Here is a 17513-nt window from a genome sequence, read left to right as displayed (position 1 = left end):
CTCCTCCGATAGGTGGGAAACTTACTGCATTGACTTATAGAATGCCTTGAGCTCGTCGGCGCATTCGGCCGGCTTTTCAAAGGTCGTCCAGTGACCGCAGCCGGACAGGACCGTGACCCTGCTTCCCGCGATGCACTCGCCGATTGCCTTGACAGCAGCCGGTTGACCGACACCGTCTTCATCGCCGGTGACCAGCAACGTGGGCACCGAAATCTTTTCAACCTCGGCCGCCTGCGCGCCGGCCAGTGCTTCGCAGCTCTGCGCATAGCCTTCCGGGGACTGACGCATCACGCTTTCGCGTACGAGAGCGATGGTGACCGGACGTTGTGCCTTGGTTTCTGCGCTCGTCGCGCCCTTAACGATAGCGTCGGCAATTTCCTGGACACCCGCGATGCCTTTCTCCCGCGAAAGCGCTGCTCGCGCCTGAATGCCGGGACGGCCCTGCTCCGGTGGTGCCAGCAATGGTCCGAAAAGTGCAAGGCTCTGCACGAGTTCGGGATGTTTGATGGCCAGGTGTTGTGCGACGATGGTGCCCATCGAGTGCGCGACGATGTGCGCCTTCGAGACGCCCAGTTCGCTCAGCACTGCGGCGAGCGTGTCTACGTAGAGGTCGATAGACAGACGTTCGGTCGGGAGCGCCGAGCGGGCGCTGCCAGGCAAATCGGGACGGACAACTTTGAAGCCCTCGAAGGCCGAGAGAACGGGCGTCCAGTTGTTCGACGAACCGCCAAGACCGTGGATGCAAACGACAGCTTGTCCGTCGCCTTCGACTTCAACCGCGACATTCCTGATGACTTGCGTGGTCATTCGCCCACCTCGTTTTCCAGGACGCCGACGTTCTCGATTTCAATGCGAATGACATCGCCCTTCTGGAGGAATTTCGGCGGATTGAAGCCGATACCAACCCCAGCCGGCGTGCCGGTCGCAATCACGTCGCCGGGCTGCAGTTCAATGCCAGCCGAGAGTGTTTCGATAAGCGTCGGAATGTCGAAAATCAGTTGCTTGGTGTTCGAGTTTTGACGCAGCTCGCCGTTGACCCAGCATTTCACGTCGATGTTCTGACCGTCGACTTCGTCAGCGGTAACCAGATACGGACCCATCGGGCAGAAGCCGTCGAGCGATTTGCCGATGAACCATTGGCGATGGAGCTTTTGCAGGTCACGGGCGGTGAAGTCATTGATGACCGTGTAGCCGAAGACGTAGTCCATCGCGTCGGCTTTCTTAATGCCGCGACCCGCTTTGCCGATAACGACACCAAGTTCCGCTTCGTAGTCGAGCTGGCTGGTCACATCGACGTGGCGCGGAATTTTCACTCCCGGGCCAATCACCGTGCTAGCCGGTTTCGTGAAGACCACCGGTGCTTCCGGAGCGTGTTCGCCGTCTTTCGCGCTGCTGTCGAAACCCGAGTTCTGGAATTCAGCCGCGTGCTCGTGATAGTTCTTGCCCACGCAGAAGATATTGCGTCGCGGCTGGTCGATTGGGGCCAGCACCGCTGCTTCGCTCAGCGGTCGCCCTTCGCCCCGTGGGCGCAGGTCACCCTTGAACTTTGCGAAAGACCGGACCAATTGGACCATGTCTCCGTCGAATTCCGAGACCAATGCGGATACCGGCCAGAACACCGCTTTGTCAGTGTCGACGACGGCGACGAGCGCGGCGCCGTCTACCAAAAGATTTGCAAGTTTCATAAATGGCTCCTGGATAAGTCCAATTGGTTTGCGTAGGACGTACTGTAGAACCAAAATGGATGGGTCGCAAGTGCGGGTTAACCAATATCGCTACCAATTGGTACTTCTCATGGTATGATTCACGTTAACGGAAACGGGGAGCATCAAGATGGGCGACATGGAAACAAAGAGCCCAATACGGGCAGTCGGTGCGAAGGCGCTGGCGGCGTATCTTCAGGAAGAGATTGCGTCGGGTCGCATGCCGGACGGGGTGAAGCTTCCGGCTGAACGCCAGTTGAGCGAGCAATTCGGTGCGTCGCGCGGTGCGGTCAGGCGTGTTTTGCAGGACTTGAAGGACCGTGGCTTGATTACGCAGGCTGTCGGCAGCGGAACTTTTGTGCGTCCCGGCGCGGCGAAAGCATTGCCTGCGCCCGAAATCGTCATCGACGAGCTGTCGGAGACACAGACGAGCCCTGCTGAGTTGATGGAAGCGCGGCTGCTCATCGAGCCGCTGATGCCGAGGCTGATTGCACGCAATGCCACCTCATCCGACTTTGCGCGCATGACGGAGTGCGTCGAGCGGTCGGAGGCGGCACAGACAGTCGAAGAATTCGAGCATTGGGACGGCGAACTGCATCGGACCTTCGCTCTGGCCACCCACAACTCTTTTTTCCTGAAGATACTGGAACTTACCAATCGCGTTCGCGAGCAAGGCGAATGGGGTCGACTAAAGCGCCACTCGCTCACGCCAGAGCGGCGCAAGGAATACGAAGCGCAGCATCGGGCGATTGTTGAAGCATTACGCGACCGCGATGCTGAGAAAGCGGGCGAGGTTCTCACGGGTCATTTACGCCAGATTCAGCACAACCTGTTTGGGCTCTGAGTATTAGCGTGAAAGACCACGCGGTGAGCAAGCTCTCGACCGGCCAATCGCACCGGGGAGCATGTCACAACTGACAGAATTGCTCGACGGCCTGTCAGCGCAGGGGAGATTACGGTCACAGGATTGAAGAAAGACATCCGTCATCCAACGGTGCTGGAAGCCCACACTCATTCCGACGGGCAACCGGTATATGCGGCTACGGGCGTCATGGTTGTCGGCAGAGCGACGCGGGTTATTGCATGGCGCCGCCCACGCGGGCTGTGGCTGGCTCCCTGAGCGCGTCACTGGGCTAGGACGAGCGGAGACGTCAGGTTGCGCTCCGTCGTGTTTGCGCGCGGTGCAAGCAAGCCGGTGCTCGCGGAAAGCTACCGAGATAAGCTCGCCGTGTCAGGCGCGTCGCTGGGTCACACGCTCATTGGGAATATCAGTTACGCCAAGAAAAGAAATACCGCGTGTTGTACAAACCGTCGGGGACCTCGCATCGCTCGACGCAATTCTGGACGACCGGCCCGGTCCGACTGCGAGCACCGCCTCCCGGAATAAGCTCACCAACCCCTTCAGACCTTGGTTTCACCTTTCTCTCTTTCTATGTTTGTGCATTCTCTCTAGTATGCGTCTCTTGTTTTTGTGAATGCCCCTTGGTGGAGAGGAGCCCCGCCTTATCCTGAGCGGGGCCTTCAGACACATTCCCAAGCATCATGAGATGCCCCTCGGAGCCAGCGCCGCCCGTCAGCCGTTCGCCTCAGGGCGCTAACTTCGCCACCCTGTCCGGTGTCTCAAGGCTATCCCACAGTACCGGTTGTCCCGCGACCGCTGCCGTTGATGTCCGACCAGTCGCGCGGCTGCACCGCGGAACGGGCAGCAGTATGTATACGGCGCGACAGGGGGGATGATTTTGCATCGGACACGCTGCGAGCAGAAATCTGGCCGCCAGCGTGGGAGATTTGCCAGAAAAAATATTTTGGCGGACTGTCTGTGAGCGACGAGGCCCCGACCGTATGGGGACGCGATGCACTGCGGAAGGGGCAGCTGCATGTAAGCACCGGTCCGTGCAGAGTCCTACGAGCCGACAACCGGCGCTCACTGAGAGCCCGGCCATCCCATCACCGTGAGCAAACGCCCGCTGTTATGAGTTAGAGTCTGCACCGCCTCGGATTCAGAGCAGCCCCAACGCACGGCAAGCAGCTCTGCAGTCCGCGCCATGCTCCATGGTTGAATCGGAGCGCCACCTTCGGTAGCGAATGGCCCATCGCTCTCGGGAACGACTCTGTCTCGGGGAAGCTTCGTTGCAAGTGCGCGACCAGCTGCGCTCGCAAATGCAGCGGGGCCCAAGCTGAACCAGCAGCCCATTTTATGGGCGATTTCCACCTCGGCCAAGGTCCCACTGAACCAATGAAGAACGGCTGTACCGAATCTGGGATTTCTTAAGAGGATGGGCAACACCTCCTTTACAGCACCTCTGGAGTGGATGCTGAGGGTCCTGCCGCCGAGCTCTCTGCTGCGAGTTACTACTGCCTCGAACACCTTTCTTTGTATCGGTAAGCTCGATTTGAAGCGATACGAGCCATCTATTCCCACTTCGCCGACTGCAATCGCTTGCTCCATCTGCTTGAGCAGTTGAGGAAGCTCTCCTGCGCGCTGCTCGACCAGTTCTGGATGCAATCCTGGGGTGATAAGCACACGCGGAACGTGGCCAAGTACCTTCGACGTGGCTTCGAAGGCGCGAGGGCTTGTCGTCACGAGCCAGGTGAACTGGTTTCGACGTGACGCCTCTTCGGAAACAGTCCTCGCGCCCGGATAGAGGTCTAGGTGACAGTGGAAATCCATTAGAGCACGCCGTCCCGACGGAGAATTGCCTCGACTTCCGCAAGGCCGCGGCTCATAGTCTCCCGATACGACTCTCGGTATGCCGTTGGAGCAAAAGCGAGGGTCGCTCCGAGGAATCTCTCGAGTCCTCGCTCCTGCACGGTTAGGACCGCAAGGGCTGCGGCCATAGCGTCGTCCGGGCCGCTAGATTTCTCCGCTACCAGAAGTGACTCGTGTTTGTAGTCCGTTCTATCCCGCCCAGCGCCCCACGCATGAAATGCACCCTTCCGAATCATGCATGGAACGCATCGCCCGCAGTGACGTCGATTGTATGTTCGAAATCGTCCGCAACTTGTCGTGCCGCTCGCGAGTTTCTCCAGCAGCTCCTGATTGAGGCACTCTCGGAGCATCTCGCCCTTCGTTTTGAATCGATAGGGCAATTCAAGTACGATGCTGAGGCCAATCCCGTTCAGCAGCTCTTGCATCATCGAGATAAATTGAGGATGCGTCGTTTTCGTGCTTAAGCTTGATACGCGACCTGGTACAAGGGGAGGGTTGATACAGATGAACCCGTTCTCTGGCACGAACACCTGAACTTGTTCTCCACCCACTCGAGACGCAGCCAATACGGCGAAAGCATAAAAGGCAAGCGACCGAGCTCGCGTCGAAGGTTCGCGTTGTCCCGGAAAATTGATGCCATGACTCCATTGACAATGTGCATTGGGACCGCCTAGCTGTCGAGCGTACTCTATTTGCTTGGCAGAGTCGTCGTGAGCGAGTTGCGAAACGAACACGGGCCGGCGACCCTGCGACACAAGGTCGATGCCACCGACCAAGCTATCTAGGCCGCCCGAGAGAAGACATACGCAGTCGTGCGGCGCGGCTTCGACCTTGCCTGCAGGCGGTGCTTCACCGCCCACGACGAAGTGGAGTTTCCAGTAGTCGCCTGTCAGCAGCTTGAGCATCTTTTCTACGTGCTCTTCAAAGCCTATCCATCGCACTGGCTCGTGCAGGCCAACCGTGAGGTCGATGACTCGAGTCCAACCATCTGCGCTGGTCGCTCGAGGGCAAGCTAAGTCCGCGGCACAAACAGCGAGACAGAGTTGAACAAAATCCCACGCCGCAGCATCTGGAGCAAAGCCTGTGCGTTTCAACAATCGCTTCCAGCCAATCGCGATGTTTCCGACCCCTGCGCGCCTATTCGAACGGAAGAACGAGAAGGCTTGTTCGTCAGGTCCGAGGTTTGCCGGTAGGCTATCCGGGCTGGTGCATAAAATCTTCATTCCCCGAATACCTCCAGAGTTTTCGACAGGACATCGCGCGCGAGGCCGTGCGTGTCTACAGGGCGAGGCCCGAGTTTGTCGAGTTCTACTCGAACAAGCCCATGAACGTACTCACGGACATCATTACGACACGCTTGTACTTGCTGGGGCGTGTACTTTAACTTTTCGTAGGTTTGTCCGAGCAGCAAGTCCATTCGGTTGCAGATGTCGTACGCGACTGTAAAGCCGATGACATCAGCGATTTGTTGGTCAGTTAGACCAAAAACGTCGACGTCGGGGGAGGTCTCATACAGCAGTGAGAGCGTTTCTGTCGCTGCGTTGCGAACTGACTCTTCATCAACGCTTCCAGAGTTCGGCATGACCTCACGCACAATCTCCAAGATGAGGTCGTTGGCGGACAGATTCGCGGCGCGAACGCGCGCGACCCAATCTACAACGTGTGGATTTGTCCCATCACGTGCTTGGGTAAGAAATTGCCCCAACGCACCCGCACCCTGCGCAGTTGCACGCATGGTTCGTGCCGCGCGGGCTGGGCCACCCATCCCACGTCCAACCATGCGCCTCGCAGCGGACCTGATTTGGTCCGAACCGCCGCCGCGCAAAGCTCCTGCTAAAGCGGCACGGGCGCCAGCAAGACGTCTTGCCGGATTGAGAATGGGCGGCTGCTGGTCTCCGGGCACATCCGCGCCTTGGCCTACTGGCTGACCATTGTTGTCCCCGCCAATGTCTCCTTCATCAGCACCGTCTCCACCATCTCCGCCTTCGTCGCCATCTCCGCCACCGATGTCCCCGTCACCCCCGACTGCGGCGGGTCCCTCGAGCCATTCTGGGTCAAATGGTGAGCGGGGTCCGCCGCCCTTACTCGAAGTTGAGGTCCCCATTAGTTTTTCCTTTTATCCATGGGTTCAATTGCACGCTTCACCTTTTGGTCGAGGGCGTCGTCTGCTGACCACATATCTAGCACTTCCTTCGCCCAGGGTTGCGCTTGCAGTTCTGGAATAATGCCGGCGCCGATTTGCCCGACGGGAGCGGTGAGTAGTAACTCCTTCGCCCTTGCAGAATGCTGGGGGAAGACTTTGCAAGTCTCGATGAGCATCAATACGTCCTCTGCCTTCTTCCAAGTACGCTTCGAGGCCTTGAGCACCCACGCACGCGCCATCGCCAATCCCGCCTGTACTTCACCCGCCCCGGTAATTACCGCGGCAAGTTGCGGGCTCCGCGTTTTGGCTTCGACGAGAGCATCACGCAGCTCGCGTCCTCCCGCTGTCAAATCGTCCACACCGAAGTCGCGGGTTGCTGTATCGCGACTGAGGTGGAGAAGAGGGCGGAGGTCTACCTCGCCTAAGGGAGGAGCAAGCCCGAGCCATTGGGACACGAAAGGCTCGCTGGTGTTAAAGGGCTCTTCCAACGGCTTGCCGTCAGCACTCGCTTCTTCCGCAAGCCGCAATTTCTCAACGCGCCCATCATGCTCGGACGTTACAAGGTTCGCGAGTGCCGACGCAAGTGTTGGAGCACAACGTTCCACGAGGTGCCATTTTGCGAGAGCCTGAAGGTCAAGCTTGATGCCTTGCGGCTCAGCCAGGCTGGAGCGCAGGAAAACGGTGTTGAGAAACCGCTTCATCAGACGAGGGTTTCCGTCGACTGCAACAGACCTGGTAAGCAAAGGTGCTAACCCGTCCGCGAGACGCATCAGTTCGACTATGTTTTCGTCTCCAGCGGCCTGTGCCTCCAGAAATTCAAGAGTGACGGAATCCCCACGCCATGCTTCTCTTAGCCGTTTCGAGGTTGCTACTTGGGCATCTGAGAATTTATCTACCGAGAACTTGTCGTCCTGACATGCTCTCTGCAGAAGTAAGAGCGCGATGTATGCTTTTGCTTCATTCACGCCGAGTCGCGGAACATGCAGAGGAACCTGAATCAGCTTGTCGAAATAGTTCGTTGCGACCTCGTCCTTGATTTCCGTGCCAGCAAAATGAATGCGGACCGCCCCCTTGATGAAGTCGTTATCTGCCGCAATAACGAATGCGCTCCGCTTAATGAACAGCAGCAGCCGGATGGATTCGAGCGTGGAAATAGCAGTCTTGGGCAAGCAGCGGTCTAGGTCGTCCACGAAGACAACTAACGTGATTTTTAGCTCATCCAACAAGGCTTCGAGTGCTACACGAAACTCATGTATCTCGTTCGGCAGCGAAAGCGGCTCTGCCTTTTTGATAAGTCCATCGTCCTTCTTATCGTCTTCTTTTTTATCGCCTTCCTCACCGTTTTCGCTATCGAGCAAGCCAAATCTTTTCATGGCCCGGCCAATCATCCCAACGGGAACGCCAGTGAGATATGTTGCGGCGGCCTCACCACCCAGTTGTACGAGTCGGAGCACGTTTATACGCTTGAGAAGCCTTAGCGCTTTGTCGCGCAACCCTTCCCGGTTACTGGCTTCTTCGAGAATTTTGTCGCCAACTAACTGCAAAAGAGCGCTGCGGGCGCTGTCGAAATCTTGATATAACCAAGGATTGAAGGTGACAAAAACGTAGCTGTTCTCGTCGGGCTTGTTGAGCCCTTCAAGACGCTGTCCGACCATTTTTACCAGCGAGCTCTTGCCGGCGCCCCATCCACCGGAAATTCCAACAGAAATCGGCTCGCCGCGAGCTTGTTGGAGCAACTTTGCGCAGGCATCCGCTACGATGCCGAAATTTAGATAATCAACGGTAGTTTCGTTGTCATGCCACACTGATTTGGCCTCTCGATGTCGCAGCTCAACCTTGCGTTAAGCCCGTGTAAACGTTCTTGTTGTGGATTCGAAGCTGGATAACGTGTAAATCGCATAAGCGCTCGGTTATACCAGATTTCTGGCTAATAGAAGCCGTTCAATTGGTGTAGGATTACCTCAATAAAATGCGATATGCATCGGAGCTAACGGAAGTCGTACGATTAGATGCGCAACTCGTCAAGAAAGACCGCCGCGGTCGACTAGGTGCAGCGCCACGATGGACGTGGCCTCGCCTTCGCCCAGCCACATGCCCAAAATGCAACATCGCTTCATCGGTCCTCACGTGCAATACGCTAGTCATTAGGAGTCGCTGGGGGTGTTGCGAGAGCGTTGGCTGCTTGCAGTCTGGGAGGCCGAGCAGCTAATTGAGCTTGCCATAGCTGATGCGGTCGCAACGCAGCGGCCGCACTGAGCTGTTGATGCAAGGGCCGTCATCAAGGTGGCTATCGTCTGCGAGGCGCATGATGAACCGCTGAGTAAATCCTCCTCCGTCACCGCGCTTGCCCGTCAGTGCCAGAGAGCAAGGACCATCTGGTTACCGACCGCCTTGGACATGGAATTACCCTTCATGCCGACTTCGATGGCGTTCTCGTTGCATGCGAGCGTGTACAGCCCGACGTTGTGGAGGCGACCGCACTCGGACGGCTGGCTTACCCACGAGGTGACGATGCTATAGCCCTCTTTGCGGAGCTCAACAACTCGTGCCCGAGGGTCAATGATGTCAAGGAACCGCGTCGCTTCCAATGTCGTTATCCCCGTGAACAGCCTCATTGCATCGAGCAGGCGCCCTCGCTGATGCTCCGCGGTGTTGTCTGGCCAGTTGGCGATGATGCTGTCGAAGGACTGAAAGTTCGGCGGTTTGGTGTGTTTTTGCATTCGCTGCAGTGCGAGTTATGACAGGACGTATTGTTTGCCTGTCGGCCCGAAACACTGCTACCGAAATACCAAGCCAATTCAGCCGTAAAAAATCCGGAGGAAATAGGCCGGAAAACAGGCCCAATTTCCGCTGGTTTTTACCGCTCGGCCGAATCCGGCTCTATCCCGAGTTCGACGGCTGCGGTGCTCAGCGCGTCGTGAAGCACGGTAGCCGCGGTCTCATCGGCGAACCCACCCACGATGTCGAGAGCCTGAGCCAGCCGCTGGGCGTCGGTTCGGGAGTCGGGCACGGGCGAAGTGCGGTTTCGCGGCACGCTTGCCCGGCTTATCACGAGATGTGCTGTGTTCTCGCTGTCTGCTTGATTCCTGCGCTTTGCTTCGACGAGCACTCGGATACTGACGCGTTCGGCGGCAGTCAGCACATCGTAGACTTGCCGTTCTAAGGTTTCTTCCCACGCGCGCGCGACGACCGCGGTGATGAGTCGAACAGGGATTTCGTCGCACGCCTCGCAGATGGCGTGGGCGAGCCGAAGAATGAGCGTTCGACGCTGTGTCATCGGCAAGCGGCCCGCAGTCCGGACCGGCACAATCGATGGCATGGTCTGGAGTTTTCGTAGCGGTTCCTGGAAGCCGCGCGTTCGGGCATCGGGAGTAAGCCAGGAGGAGTGCGCTGCAGTTAGCTTGGTTGCCAGGTCTGTTGCGCTCTTCATGATGTCGCGCACTTCAGACCCGGTCGGTGCCAAGTCCTGTTCGCCTTCCTCAATACAGTCGACAATCGCGCGGGCAATCTGTGAAATGACCGTGACCTGCAGACCTGTGCCTTGCGCGAGCAACTTCTTCTTCGTGAAGAAGCCGCGAACATCTTTGTCGTCACGAAAGCTTCTGAACCAGTCCGACCGCGCGCGGGCCGCCTGGTCAAGGTTCAAGAAATCGCTTGCTTGTTTATACATCAAGGCAAGATGCGAACTTGTGGTCAGAGTGGTCATGGGCAATAAGAAGGGCGATTCACGCAAGTTGTAGCCATATTGTAGCTGCGTGCTATACGCCGACAGAGCGCATAAAGGGATAATTCCGGGGGGTGCAGTCTCGCGTGTACGCGCAAATCACGCGGCAAACGTCGACGTGTGGTGCACCCCGGACCCGTTTCCTCGAAGCCGCATACGCCGTGCTGGATGGCAGGGGGCAACTTTACTATGAGCACCGGCTGGCGGCTTGGAATATTGCGGGAATGCGCTGAGGAGCATCTTTTCTGCGCTTCGCAATCGTTTGCCTTTTGCTGCGATTCGTTATTCCGGAGCTCGTCTGACTGAACCGATTCGTTTCAAACCGACTGCCATGTGGATGTGCAAAACGGGGTTTTTCGGTATATGCCATAGCAAGTGTCTCCACCTATATGAGATTATGCGATGGGGCGCGACTCCCGTCGGAAGGGGGGCATTCGATTCCACAAAAAGCCCATATTCTCCTTGCCTGTTCGGCGTTTAGGGCGCGACGGAGCGACGGCATAATCAAATTGAGAGAAGACGTACAAGCGGAAGTTTTGGGGGCCAGATGAATGAGACTATCGTTGAGCCGGCAAAAATGCCGGAGGAGCCACGTTGCGTGCAGATTAAGGCCACGCTCGCTGGCAAAATAAATCTGGCCGACTTCCAGAATGCCATTCCGGTTGTCCACGAACTCTCGCTTGCCAACGGGACGGGCGATGACATCAAGGAGGCGATGCTTACCGCATCCTCCGAGCCGCCATTTTTCAAGCCGAAGACATGGCACCTGGACCACATCGCGACCGGAAAAGATGTTCGCATCAGCGAACTCGACTTGTCCCTGGATGGAACTCTTCTTGGCCGGCTGACCGAGTCGGAAAAGGCACACATTATTTTCAAGCTGACCGCGGGGTCGGAAAATCTTGATGAGCTTGCTTCGTTTGAGACAACCGTCGAATTATTGCCACGTAACCAGTGGGGCGGCCTAACGGCTCTCCCCGATATGGTCGCGGCATTCGTTCAGCCGAACGAGCAAGCGGTGGAGCGGGTCTTGAAGAAGGCCGCGGACGTCCTTCACAAAGCAGGCAAGTCAGGGGCTATCAACGGGTATCAGGAAGGTGCAAAGCGAGCTTGGGAATTGGCATCCGCCATCTGGAATGCCATCGGCTCGATGGGCATTGACTATGCGGTGCCGCCGGCGAGCTTCGAACAGACTGGGCAGAAGGTGCGTAGTCCCAGCCAAATAGCCGACTCGGGCCTTGGGACCTGTCTCGACCTCGCTTTGTTTATGTGTGCAGCGCTCGAACAGGCCGGTCTCAACGCTGTGCTCATTTTCACGGATGGACACGCATTCCCAGGCGTCTGGCTGAAACCCGAAGAATTCTCGACGTCCGTTATCGACGATGTTACGGCGCTTCGGAAACGTGTGAAATTGAAGGAGATGGTGCTGTTTGAGTCGACGATGCTCACGCATCGCCCTTATCCGGCATTCAGCTTTGCTATTGCGAACGGCGAGGAGCAGATTTCCGAAGAGGCGGAGCGAAAGTTCCATTTGGCTATCGACATCCGCCGCGCGCGAATGCAGCGTATCAAGCCGCTTGCCAGCGAGCAGGCGATTGAACGTGGGACTGTCGGGACGGAAGAAGTCAATCTCGAAAGAGGGTTCGAGGCCGCTCCGGAACTGCCAGAAGAACTGGAACGCTCCTCGGAAGACAAGGCTGTCGAACGCCCGGAGGACCGGCTGACCCGTTGGCAACGGAAGCTGCTTGACCTGTCACTTCGCAATAATCTGCTCAGTTTCAAGGCCGGCAAGAAATCGCTGAAGCTGGAAGCGCCGGACCCCGGCCAGCTGGAAGATATTCTGGCGGAGGGGCACGCCATCAAGCTGCTCACGCGTCCCGACCTTATGGACGGCAACGACCCGCGTAGCCAGGCAATTCATGAAGCTCGGGAGCGCGAAAACATTCGTCGTTCCCATGCGATTGACGCATTGAAGCGAAAAGAAGTTTTCGTCGGACTCTCGCAAGACGAGATGGATGCTCGGCTGGTCGAGCTCTTTCGGACCTCACGCACAAACCTGCAGGAGGGTGGTTCCAACACCTTGTATCTGGCGCTGGGCTTTCTTTCCTGGACACGCGAAGCGAAGGACGACAAGAAGTATCGCGCGCCGCTCATTCTTATTCCTGTGTCGCTTGAGCGGCGAAGCGCTCGCTCGGGGTTCAGCCTGACTCTGCACGATGACGAACCGCGCTTCAATCCGACGCTGATTGAGATGCTGCGTCAGGATTTCGAACTGGAGCTTGGCATCCAGGATGCCGAATTGCCCAAGGATGATTCTGGTCTGGATGTCGCGGGAATCTGGAAGACCGTATCCAGTGCAGTCAAGGACATCAAGGGTTGGGAGGTAGTCGAAGAAGTCGTTCTCGCGACGTTCTCATTCGCGAAGTATTTGATGTGGAAGGACTTGACTGAGCGAACCGAGCAGCTCAAACAGAACGCGGTCGTACGGCACCTCATTGAAACGCCGCGCGATTCGTATGAGAGCACGCTTGAGTTTCCTGACGCCAGAAGGCTCGACGCAGAACTGCCGGTCAAGAACACCTTCTGCCCATTGCCGGCCGATTCGTCGCAGCTTTCCGCGGTCGTGGCGGGAAGCAAAGGAAAAGACTTCGTCCTGATTGGGCCCCCAGGAACCGGGAAGAGCCAGACCATCTCGAATCTGATTGCGCAGTGTCTGGCGGAAAGAAAGCGTGTGCTGTTTGTTTCAGAAAAGATGGCGGCGCTTGATGTTGTATACCGGCGCCTCGCCGATGTTGGTCTTGGTAACTTCTGCCTCGAACTGCATTCCAGCAAAGCACGTAAGACGGAAGTGCTCGAGCAGCTACGTACTTCGTGGGATTCCGCTGCGGCGATGGAACCCGATGAATGGCATGCAGAAGCCGCTCGACTGGAGGGATTGCGCAACCAGTTGAATGGGTATGTTGAACGTCTGCATCTGAGATACCCGAACGGGCTCAGTGTATATGAGGCAATCGGCCGCGTTGTCGGCGGGCATGACTTGCCCGTCCTGCAACTGTCATGGCCATCCGCTCGGGTTCACGATTCAGTCGCTATGCGAACGCTGCGCGAGACGGCCGACCTGCTCGACGTTCACGCTAAAGTGATGGGAGAGGGACAGTTGACGTCCAGCCCGCTCGCTCACGTGGTTCAAACTGAATGGTCACCGCTGTGGCAAGCCGCGTTGCTGGATTCGGCCCGCGCTATTGGCCCAGTGGTAGCCCGCTTTGAAGCGGCCACTGAGCAACTACGTGCGGCCGTCGGTCTGCCGTCATCTGTTTCCGACACGCGTGTTAGGGAAGGCCTGCGTCTCCTGGCTGCGACTTTGCCCTCTGCATCCGGGCACGATTGGCAGTTCGTTCTGCGTCCGGATGCAAAAACCATCGCAGAGAGTTTGGGCGTCGCGAAACCATTGGTCGAACGACACCGCGAGCTGCACGCTTCTCTTTCGGCACCGCGGGGCAACCAGGTCTTGGAGGATGTACGACAAGGTATCGTTCAGCTCACCCGCTATCACGAACTTCATTCTCAGCTTGCCCGGCCGTGGAACGAATCGCTGAGGTTGCGGCTTTCCGCTGGCATTGAACTCCTGCGAAAGCGCCAGGACGTCGTTAGCCAACTGTCGCTCAAATACAAAGAGGGTATTTCGACGGCAACGGTTCAGCAACTCCAGTCCGATTGGAGGGAACTGCAGGATTCGTCCTGGCCGTTGAGCATGATGCGCCGCCGCTCGCTTTCGAAGAAACTGGTGGAGCTGTCGACCGGCGGAGGCGAGCCAGACATTGGCGGTGACATCGAACGTCTTAAGCAGATTGATTTGCTTCAGGAAGAAATCAAAGCGCTCGACGACCTTTCGCTGCCAACATCGAACGCATGGCTGGGACTAAGAACAGAACTCGATGTAGCGCGGGCTTCGCTCGGTTTCCAGACCGCCCTCGAACAGGCTCGCGTACGCGCGGCTTGGGAAGATGTTGGGCTTGACCCAGTCAGCCGAGGGCAGTGTGGCGAGACGGCGCGCGAAGACCTCGCTCGCATCAGAGAACTTCGTCAGATTGACCAGATAATCAGTCGCCTTTCCGGACTTGAAGAAGAGACCGACGCCGTTTGGGTTGGATATAAAACGGATTTGGCTGTCGCGAAGACATACGTCGTCTTTCAAGGTGCTCTGGCAGCAGCAGTGGCTGGCAGCCATTGGCAGGACGAAGGTTTCAGCGTTATCGAGCGCGGCAGCGCGGGTGCCATCGCGTCGGCGGACCTCAAGAAGATGCGCGAACTGGTTGCGCTTGGTGGTCGTCTAAAGGAGTTTGACGACCTCCCCGCGAAGACCGGCGGACTCTGGAACGGTTTGCAAACGAAACTGGAGGGCATCGAACCTGCGCTCGGTTTCTTTGAGGCGCTGTCGAGCGCGCTTGCATTGATGGCAAATTCGCCTGAGGCGCTGGCGGCAGTGAAGAGCCCCATTGCCTTGCTGTTGGGCGATAGCAATGTACTGCTTGAGCCGACGGGCGCGATTGCGGGTGCCGGGCGTATGTATGCCGAGGCACTACAGGCGTTTAATCAGGCAGTGACTCAATTCGCGGTCGCGAGCGGCTTGCCAGGGTCTGATAGCGCGACGCTTGGCTCGCTTCTCCCCACGGCGCTCGCCGCGCGTGCAAGCGACGTTCTAGCTAGCTCGAATCGGTTGAATGCCTGGTGTGCATGGCGCAAGACCCGAGCTGCGGCTCTCGCGTTGGGACTTGCTCCCGTCGTCGCTGGCGTTGAACAGGGTGCAATCCAGCTCGGACGCGTAAAAGAAGCGTTCGAGACTGACTACTGTCGCTGGTGGTTGAATGCTGTTGTCGATGTGGACGACGTGTTGCGCAGCTTTGTTTCAGCAGAGCACGAAAAACGTATTCGGGATTTCCGGGAGCTTGACGAGCGGTTCATTGGTTTGACGCAAGCCTGGGTGCGCGCGCAGCTTTCGGCCGGGCACCCCTCGCCTGACCGTGTCTCACGAGGCTCTGAATGGGGCCTGCTGCGATATGAAATGCAAAAGAAGACTCGCCATCTGCCTCTTCGCGAGTTGATGTCTCAAGCTTCGGGCGCAGTGATGCGCCTGACGCCGTGCCTTTTGATGAGCCCGCTGTCGATTGCACAATATCTGCCAGCCGAGACGGCGAACTTTGATGTGGTCATCTTTGATGAGGCGTCACAGATTCCAGTGTGGGATGCTATTGGCGCCATGGCACGTGCGAAGCAGGTCATCATGGTTGGTGACCCGAAACAGTTGCCACCGACAAGTTTCTTTGACCGCGCGGAATCGGATATTGATGACACTGATGTCGAGACTGAACTCGAGAGCATCCTTGAGGAGTGTATCGGCGCCAACCTGCCGACGATGAAGCTGTCGTGGCACTATCGTAGCCGCCATGAAAGTCTGATTGCATTCTCGAATCATCGTTACTACGACGGGGACTTGGTGACGTTCCCAAGTCCGGTCACGAACGACCGCGCCGTCAGCTTTAATCACGTTACGAATGGCCAATACGAGCGCGGTGGGGCGCGAACAAATAAGCCAGAAGCCAAAGCGCTAGTAGCCGACCTGGTCGGCAAAATGAAAGCGCCCGGCTTCCGCGACAGTGGTTTGACCATTGGCGTGGTGACGTTCAACTCTGAACAGCAATCCCTCATCGAAGACTTGCTCGATGAAGAGCGTCGTAGCGACCCGTCCATTGAGCACTTCTTCTTGGAAACGCAGCTCGAACCCGTGTTTGTAAAGAACCTGGAGAGCGTGCAGGGTGATGAGCGGGACATCATGTATTTTTCAACCACCTATGGCCCGGGGGTTGACGGCACCATGCCGATGAATTTCGGCCCGATGAACCAGCAGGGCGGAGAACGTCGTCTGAATGTTGCCATTACCCGAGCGAGGCAGGAGCTTCGAGTCTTCGGTAGCTTCCGTCCAGAGCAAATGGATTTGGCGAGAACCCAGGCGCTTGGAGTGCGTGACCTGAAGCACTTCCTGGAGTTTGCGGACCGCGGCGCACGTGCGCTCGGCGAGGCTGTTACAGGTAGCGTCGGAGACTTCGACAGCCCGTTTGAAAAAGCTGTATCGAACGCGCTTACCGAGAAAGGCTGGACGTTGCATCCGCAGGTCGGTGTGTCGGCTTTCCGCATTGACCTCGGTGTAGTCGACCCGGACGCACCGGGGCGTTACCTTGCCGGCGTTGAGTGTGATGGTGCGACCTATCATCGTTCCGCGACAGCCCGCGACCGCGACAAGTTGCGTGAGCAGGTCTTGCGTGGCCTCGGTTGGGAAATCCTGCGTATCTGGTCGACCGATTGGTGGATTGACATGCGAGGGACCGTCGAGAAGATTCATCGACAGCTCGAGGAATTGCTCGCAGAACAGCGGGCGAAGCGGGCGCAGACCGAGGAAGAGGCGGCAGTCCTTGCGGAGCACGTTATCGCGGAAGTAATGGCGATGCCGGATGAGCAGATGGACCAGTCGGCAGACACGACAACCGACCCGTTTAGCGAGGTGAAAATGGTGACGGACGCTACGACGCTGCCGGTTACCTACGCTCGGAACGCCGCCGTTGCTCATTCGAGCGACCAAGTCGAGGGACGTTTTGCGGAGGTCGATTTGACGCTTGAGAAATACGCGGTCGATGCCAACTCGTTCTTCGACGTCGTCTATAACCCAACGCTCCTTCGGATGATTGAGCACGTCGTACGTGTGGAAGGACCGGTTCGGGACGAAGTGCTGGCGCGTCGTATTGCGCGGGCGCATGGCTGGGTTCGGACAGGCGCGAAAATCCAGGACCGGGTCGTACGGCTGGCGTCGCAGCACTTCCGCGGTGACGCAGAAGATGTGGGTACGTTTTTCCGAGCTAAGAGTGAATCTGCTGATGTGCAGATTCAATTCCGGCGACCCATTGCTGGCACCGCACGGTCGGTCGATGAAATCTCTCTTGCCGAACTCCGAGCACTCGCGTTCGACATGATGCAGGCAGGGCATGACGAAGAGTCTGGCGTGCCTGCGATGGCCCGAGAAGTGGGTCTGCGCAAACTTAACGCGGGCAGCAGAATGCGTCTGGAAATGGCTTGGTCAAATGCGACGAAGGCCACTTCTTCGGACGTTGGTTCCCGAGACTAGAACAGTACGACGGTCGGCGCGACAGGTGTCCGGCCGTCTTCACAACGGGCAGAAAATTT

The 17513-nt window shown here is 57.6% G+C and carries 11 protein-coding genes; 3 read left to right on the top strand and 8 right to left on the bottom strand.

Going from position 1 to position 17513, the window contains the following annotated elements; all coding sequences use genetic code 11:
- Positions 1 to 21 precede the first annotated feature (21 nt).
- Positions 22 to 807, bottom strand: a complete 786-nt coding sequence (locus LY284_RS11635; protein WP_233386227.1) for an alpha/beta fold hydrolase — start codon at positions 805 to 807, stop codon at positions 22 to 24.
- A complete protein-coding gene (locus LY284_RS11630; RefSeq protein WP_233386220.1) occupies positions 804 to 1685 on the bottom strand; it encodes a fumarylacetoacetate hydrolase family protein in 882 nt (293 codons plus the stop codon). Before LY284_RS11630 ends, LY284_RS11635 begins: the two co-directional genes overlap by 4 nt.
- 148 nt (positions 1686 to 1833) lie before the next feature.
- Between LY284_RS11630 and LY284_RS11625 the strand changes: the two genes are divergently transcribed.
- Complete coding sequence (locus LY284_RS11625) at positions 1834 to 2547, top strand: FadR/GntR family transcriptional regulator (RefSeq protein ID WP_233386218.1); 714 nt, start codon at positions 1834 to 1836, stop codon at positions 2545 to 2547.
- Between the two features lie 1080 nt (positions 2548 to 3627).
- Here LY284_RS11625 and qatD read toward each other — a convergent pair.
- The 3 genes from qatD to LY284_RS11610 are packed head-to-tail and all read right to left on the bottom strand — an operon-like array spanning position 3628 to position 6148.
- The gene (gene qatD, locus LY284_RS11620) at positions 3628 to 4374 is read right to left on the bottom strand and encodes a Qat anti-phage system TatD family nuclease QatD (RefSeq protein WP_233386216.1); all 747 of its coding nucleotides are present in this window, start codon (positions 4372 to 4374) and stop codon (positions 3628 to 3630) included.
- Positions 4374 to 5636: a Qat anti-phage system QueC-like protein QatC gene (gene qatC / locus LY284_RS11615; protein WP_233386200.1), complete on the bottom strand. Its 1263-nt coding sequence runs from the start codon at positions 5634 to 5636 to the stop codon at positions 4374 to 4376. Before qatC ends, qatD begins: the two co-directional genes overlap by 1 nt.
- Positions 5633 to 6148, bottom strand: a complete 516-nt coding sequence (locus tag LY284_RS11610) for a hypothetical protein (RefSeq protein WP_233386162.1) — start codon at positions 6146 to 6148, stop codon at positions 5633 to 5635. Before LY284_RS11610 ends, qatC begins: the two co-directional genes overlap by 4 nt.
- A gap of 177 nt (positions 6149 to 6325) precedes the next feature.
- On the opposite strand from LY284_RS11610, the gene LY284_RS11605 reads away from it, so the two are divergent.
- Positions 6326 to 6478 (top strand): hypothetical protein, encoded by a 153-nt coding sequence (locus LY284_RS11605; RefSeq protein WP_233386160.1) that lies wholly within the window; start codon positions 6326 to 6328, stop codon positions 6476 to 6478.
- Between the two features lie 38 nt (positions 6479 to 6516).
- Here the strand turns inward: LY284_RS11605 and LY284_RS11600 are convergent, their stop codons facing one another.
- The 3 genes from LY284_RS11600 to LY284_RS11590 all read right to left on the bottom strand — a co-directional run bounded on the left by LY284_RS11600 (position 6517) and on the right by LY284_RS11590 (position 10262).
- On the bottom strand, positions 6517 to 8361 hold the full coding sequence (locus LY284_RS11600) for a P-loop NTPase fold protein (protein ID WP_233386145.1): 1845 nt from the start codon (positions 8359 to 8361) through the stop codon (positions 6517 to 6519).
- A gap of 546 nt (positions 8362 to 8907) precedes the next feature.
- Positions 8908 to 9276, bottom strand: coding sequence for a helix-turn-helix domain-containing protein (locus tag LY284_RS11595; RefSeq protein ID WP_233386143.1), 369 nt, complete (start codon positions 9274 to 9276; stop codon positions 8908 to 8910).
- A gap of 137 nt (positions 9277 to 9413) precedes the next feature.
- Positions 9414 to 10262: a hypothetical protein gene (locus LY284_RS11590; RefSeq protein ID WP_233386141.1), complete on the bottom strand. Its 849-nt coding sequence runs from the start codon at positions 10260 to 10262 to the stop codon at positions 9414 to 9416.
- A 565-nt stretch (positions 10263 to 10827) separates the two neighbouring features.
- On the opposite strand from LY284_RS11590, the gene LY284_RS11585 reads away from it, so the two are divergent.
- Positions 10828 to 17454 (top strand): DUF3320 domain-containing protein, encoded by a 6627-nt coding sequence (locus LY284_RS11585; RefSeq protein WP_233386132.1) that lies wholly within the window; start codon positions 10828 to 10830, stop codon positions 17452 to 17454.
- Positions 17455 to 17513 lie beyond the last annotated feature (59 nt).

Source organism: Caballeronia sp. PC1 (assembly GCF_021353155.1).
In the GTDB taxonomy this organism is placed as follows: Bacteria; Pseudomonadota; Gammaproteobacteria; order Burkholderiales; family Burkholderiaceae; genus Caballeronia; species Caballeronia cordobensis.
Note: the sequence above shows the minus strand (reverse complement) of the source record. Positions and strands in the feature narration are given on the sequence as shown.

Coding starts and splice junctions, on each gene's coding strand:
- LY284_RS11635 (WP_233386227.1), bottom strand. CDS start 807: ATGACCACGCAAGTCATCAGGAATGTCGCGGTTGAAGTCGAAGGCGAC.
- LY284_RS11630 (WP_233386220.1), bottom strand. CDS start 1,685: ATGAAACTTGCAAATCTTTTGGTAGACGGCGCCGCGCTCGTCGCCGTC.
- LY284_RS11625 (WP_233386218.1), top strand. CDS start 1,834: ATGGGCGACATGGAAACAAAGAGCCCAATACGGGCAGTCGGTGCGAAG.
- qatD (WP_233386216.1), bottom strand. CDS start 4,374: ATGGATTTCCACTGTCACCTAGACCTCTATCCGGGCGCGAGGACTGTT.
- qatC (WP_233386200.1), bottom strand. CDS start 5,636: ATGAAGATTTTATGCACCAGCCCGGATAGCCTACCGGCAAACCTCGGA.
- LY284_RS11610 (WP_233386162.1), bottom strand. CDS start 6,148: ATGCGTGCAACTGCGCAGGGTGCGGGTGCGTTGGGGCAATTTCTTACC.
- LY284_RS11595 (WP_233386143.1), bottom strand. CDS start 9,276: ATGCAAAAACACACCAAACCGCCGAACTTTCAGTCCTTCGACAGCATC.
- LY284_RS11590 (WP_233386141.1), bottom strand. CDS start 10,262: ATGACCACTCTGACCACAAGTTCGCATCTTGCCTTGATGTATAAACAA.
- LY284_RS11585 (WP_233386132.1), top strand. CDS start 10,828: ATGAATGAGACTATCGTTGAGCCGGCAAAAATGCCGGAGGAGCCACGT.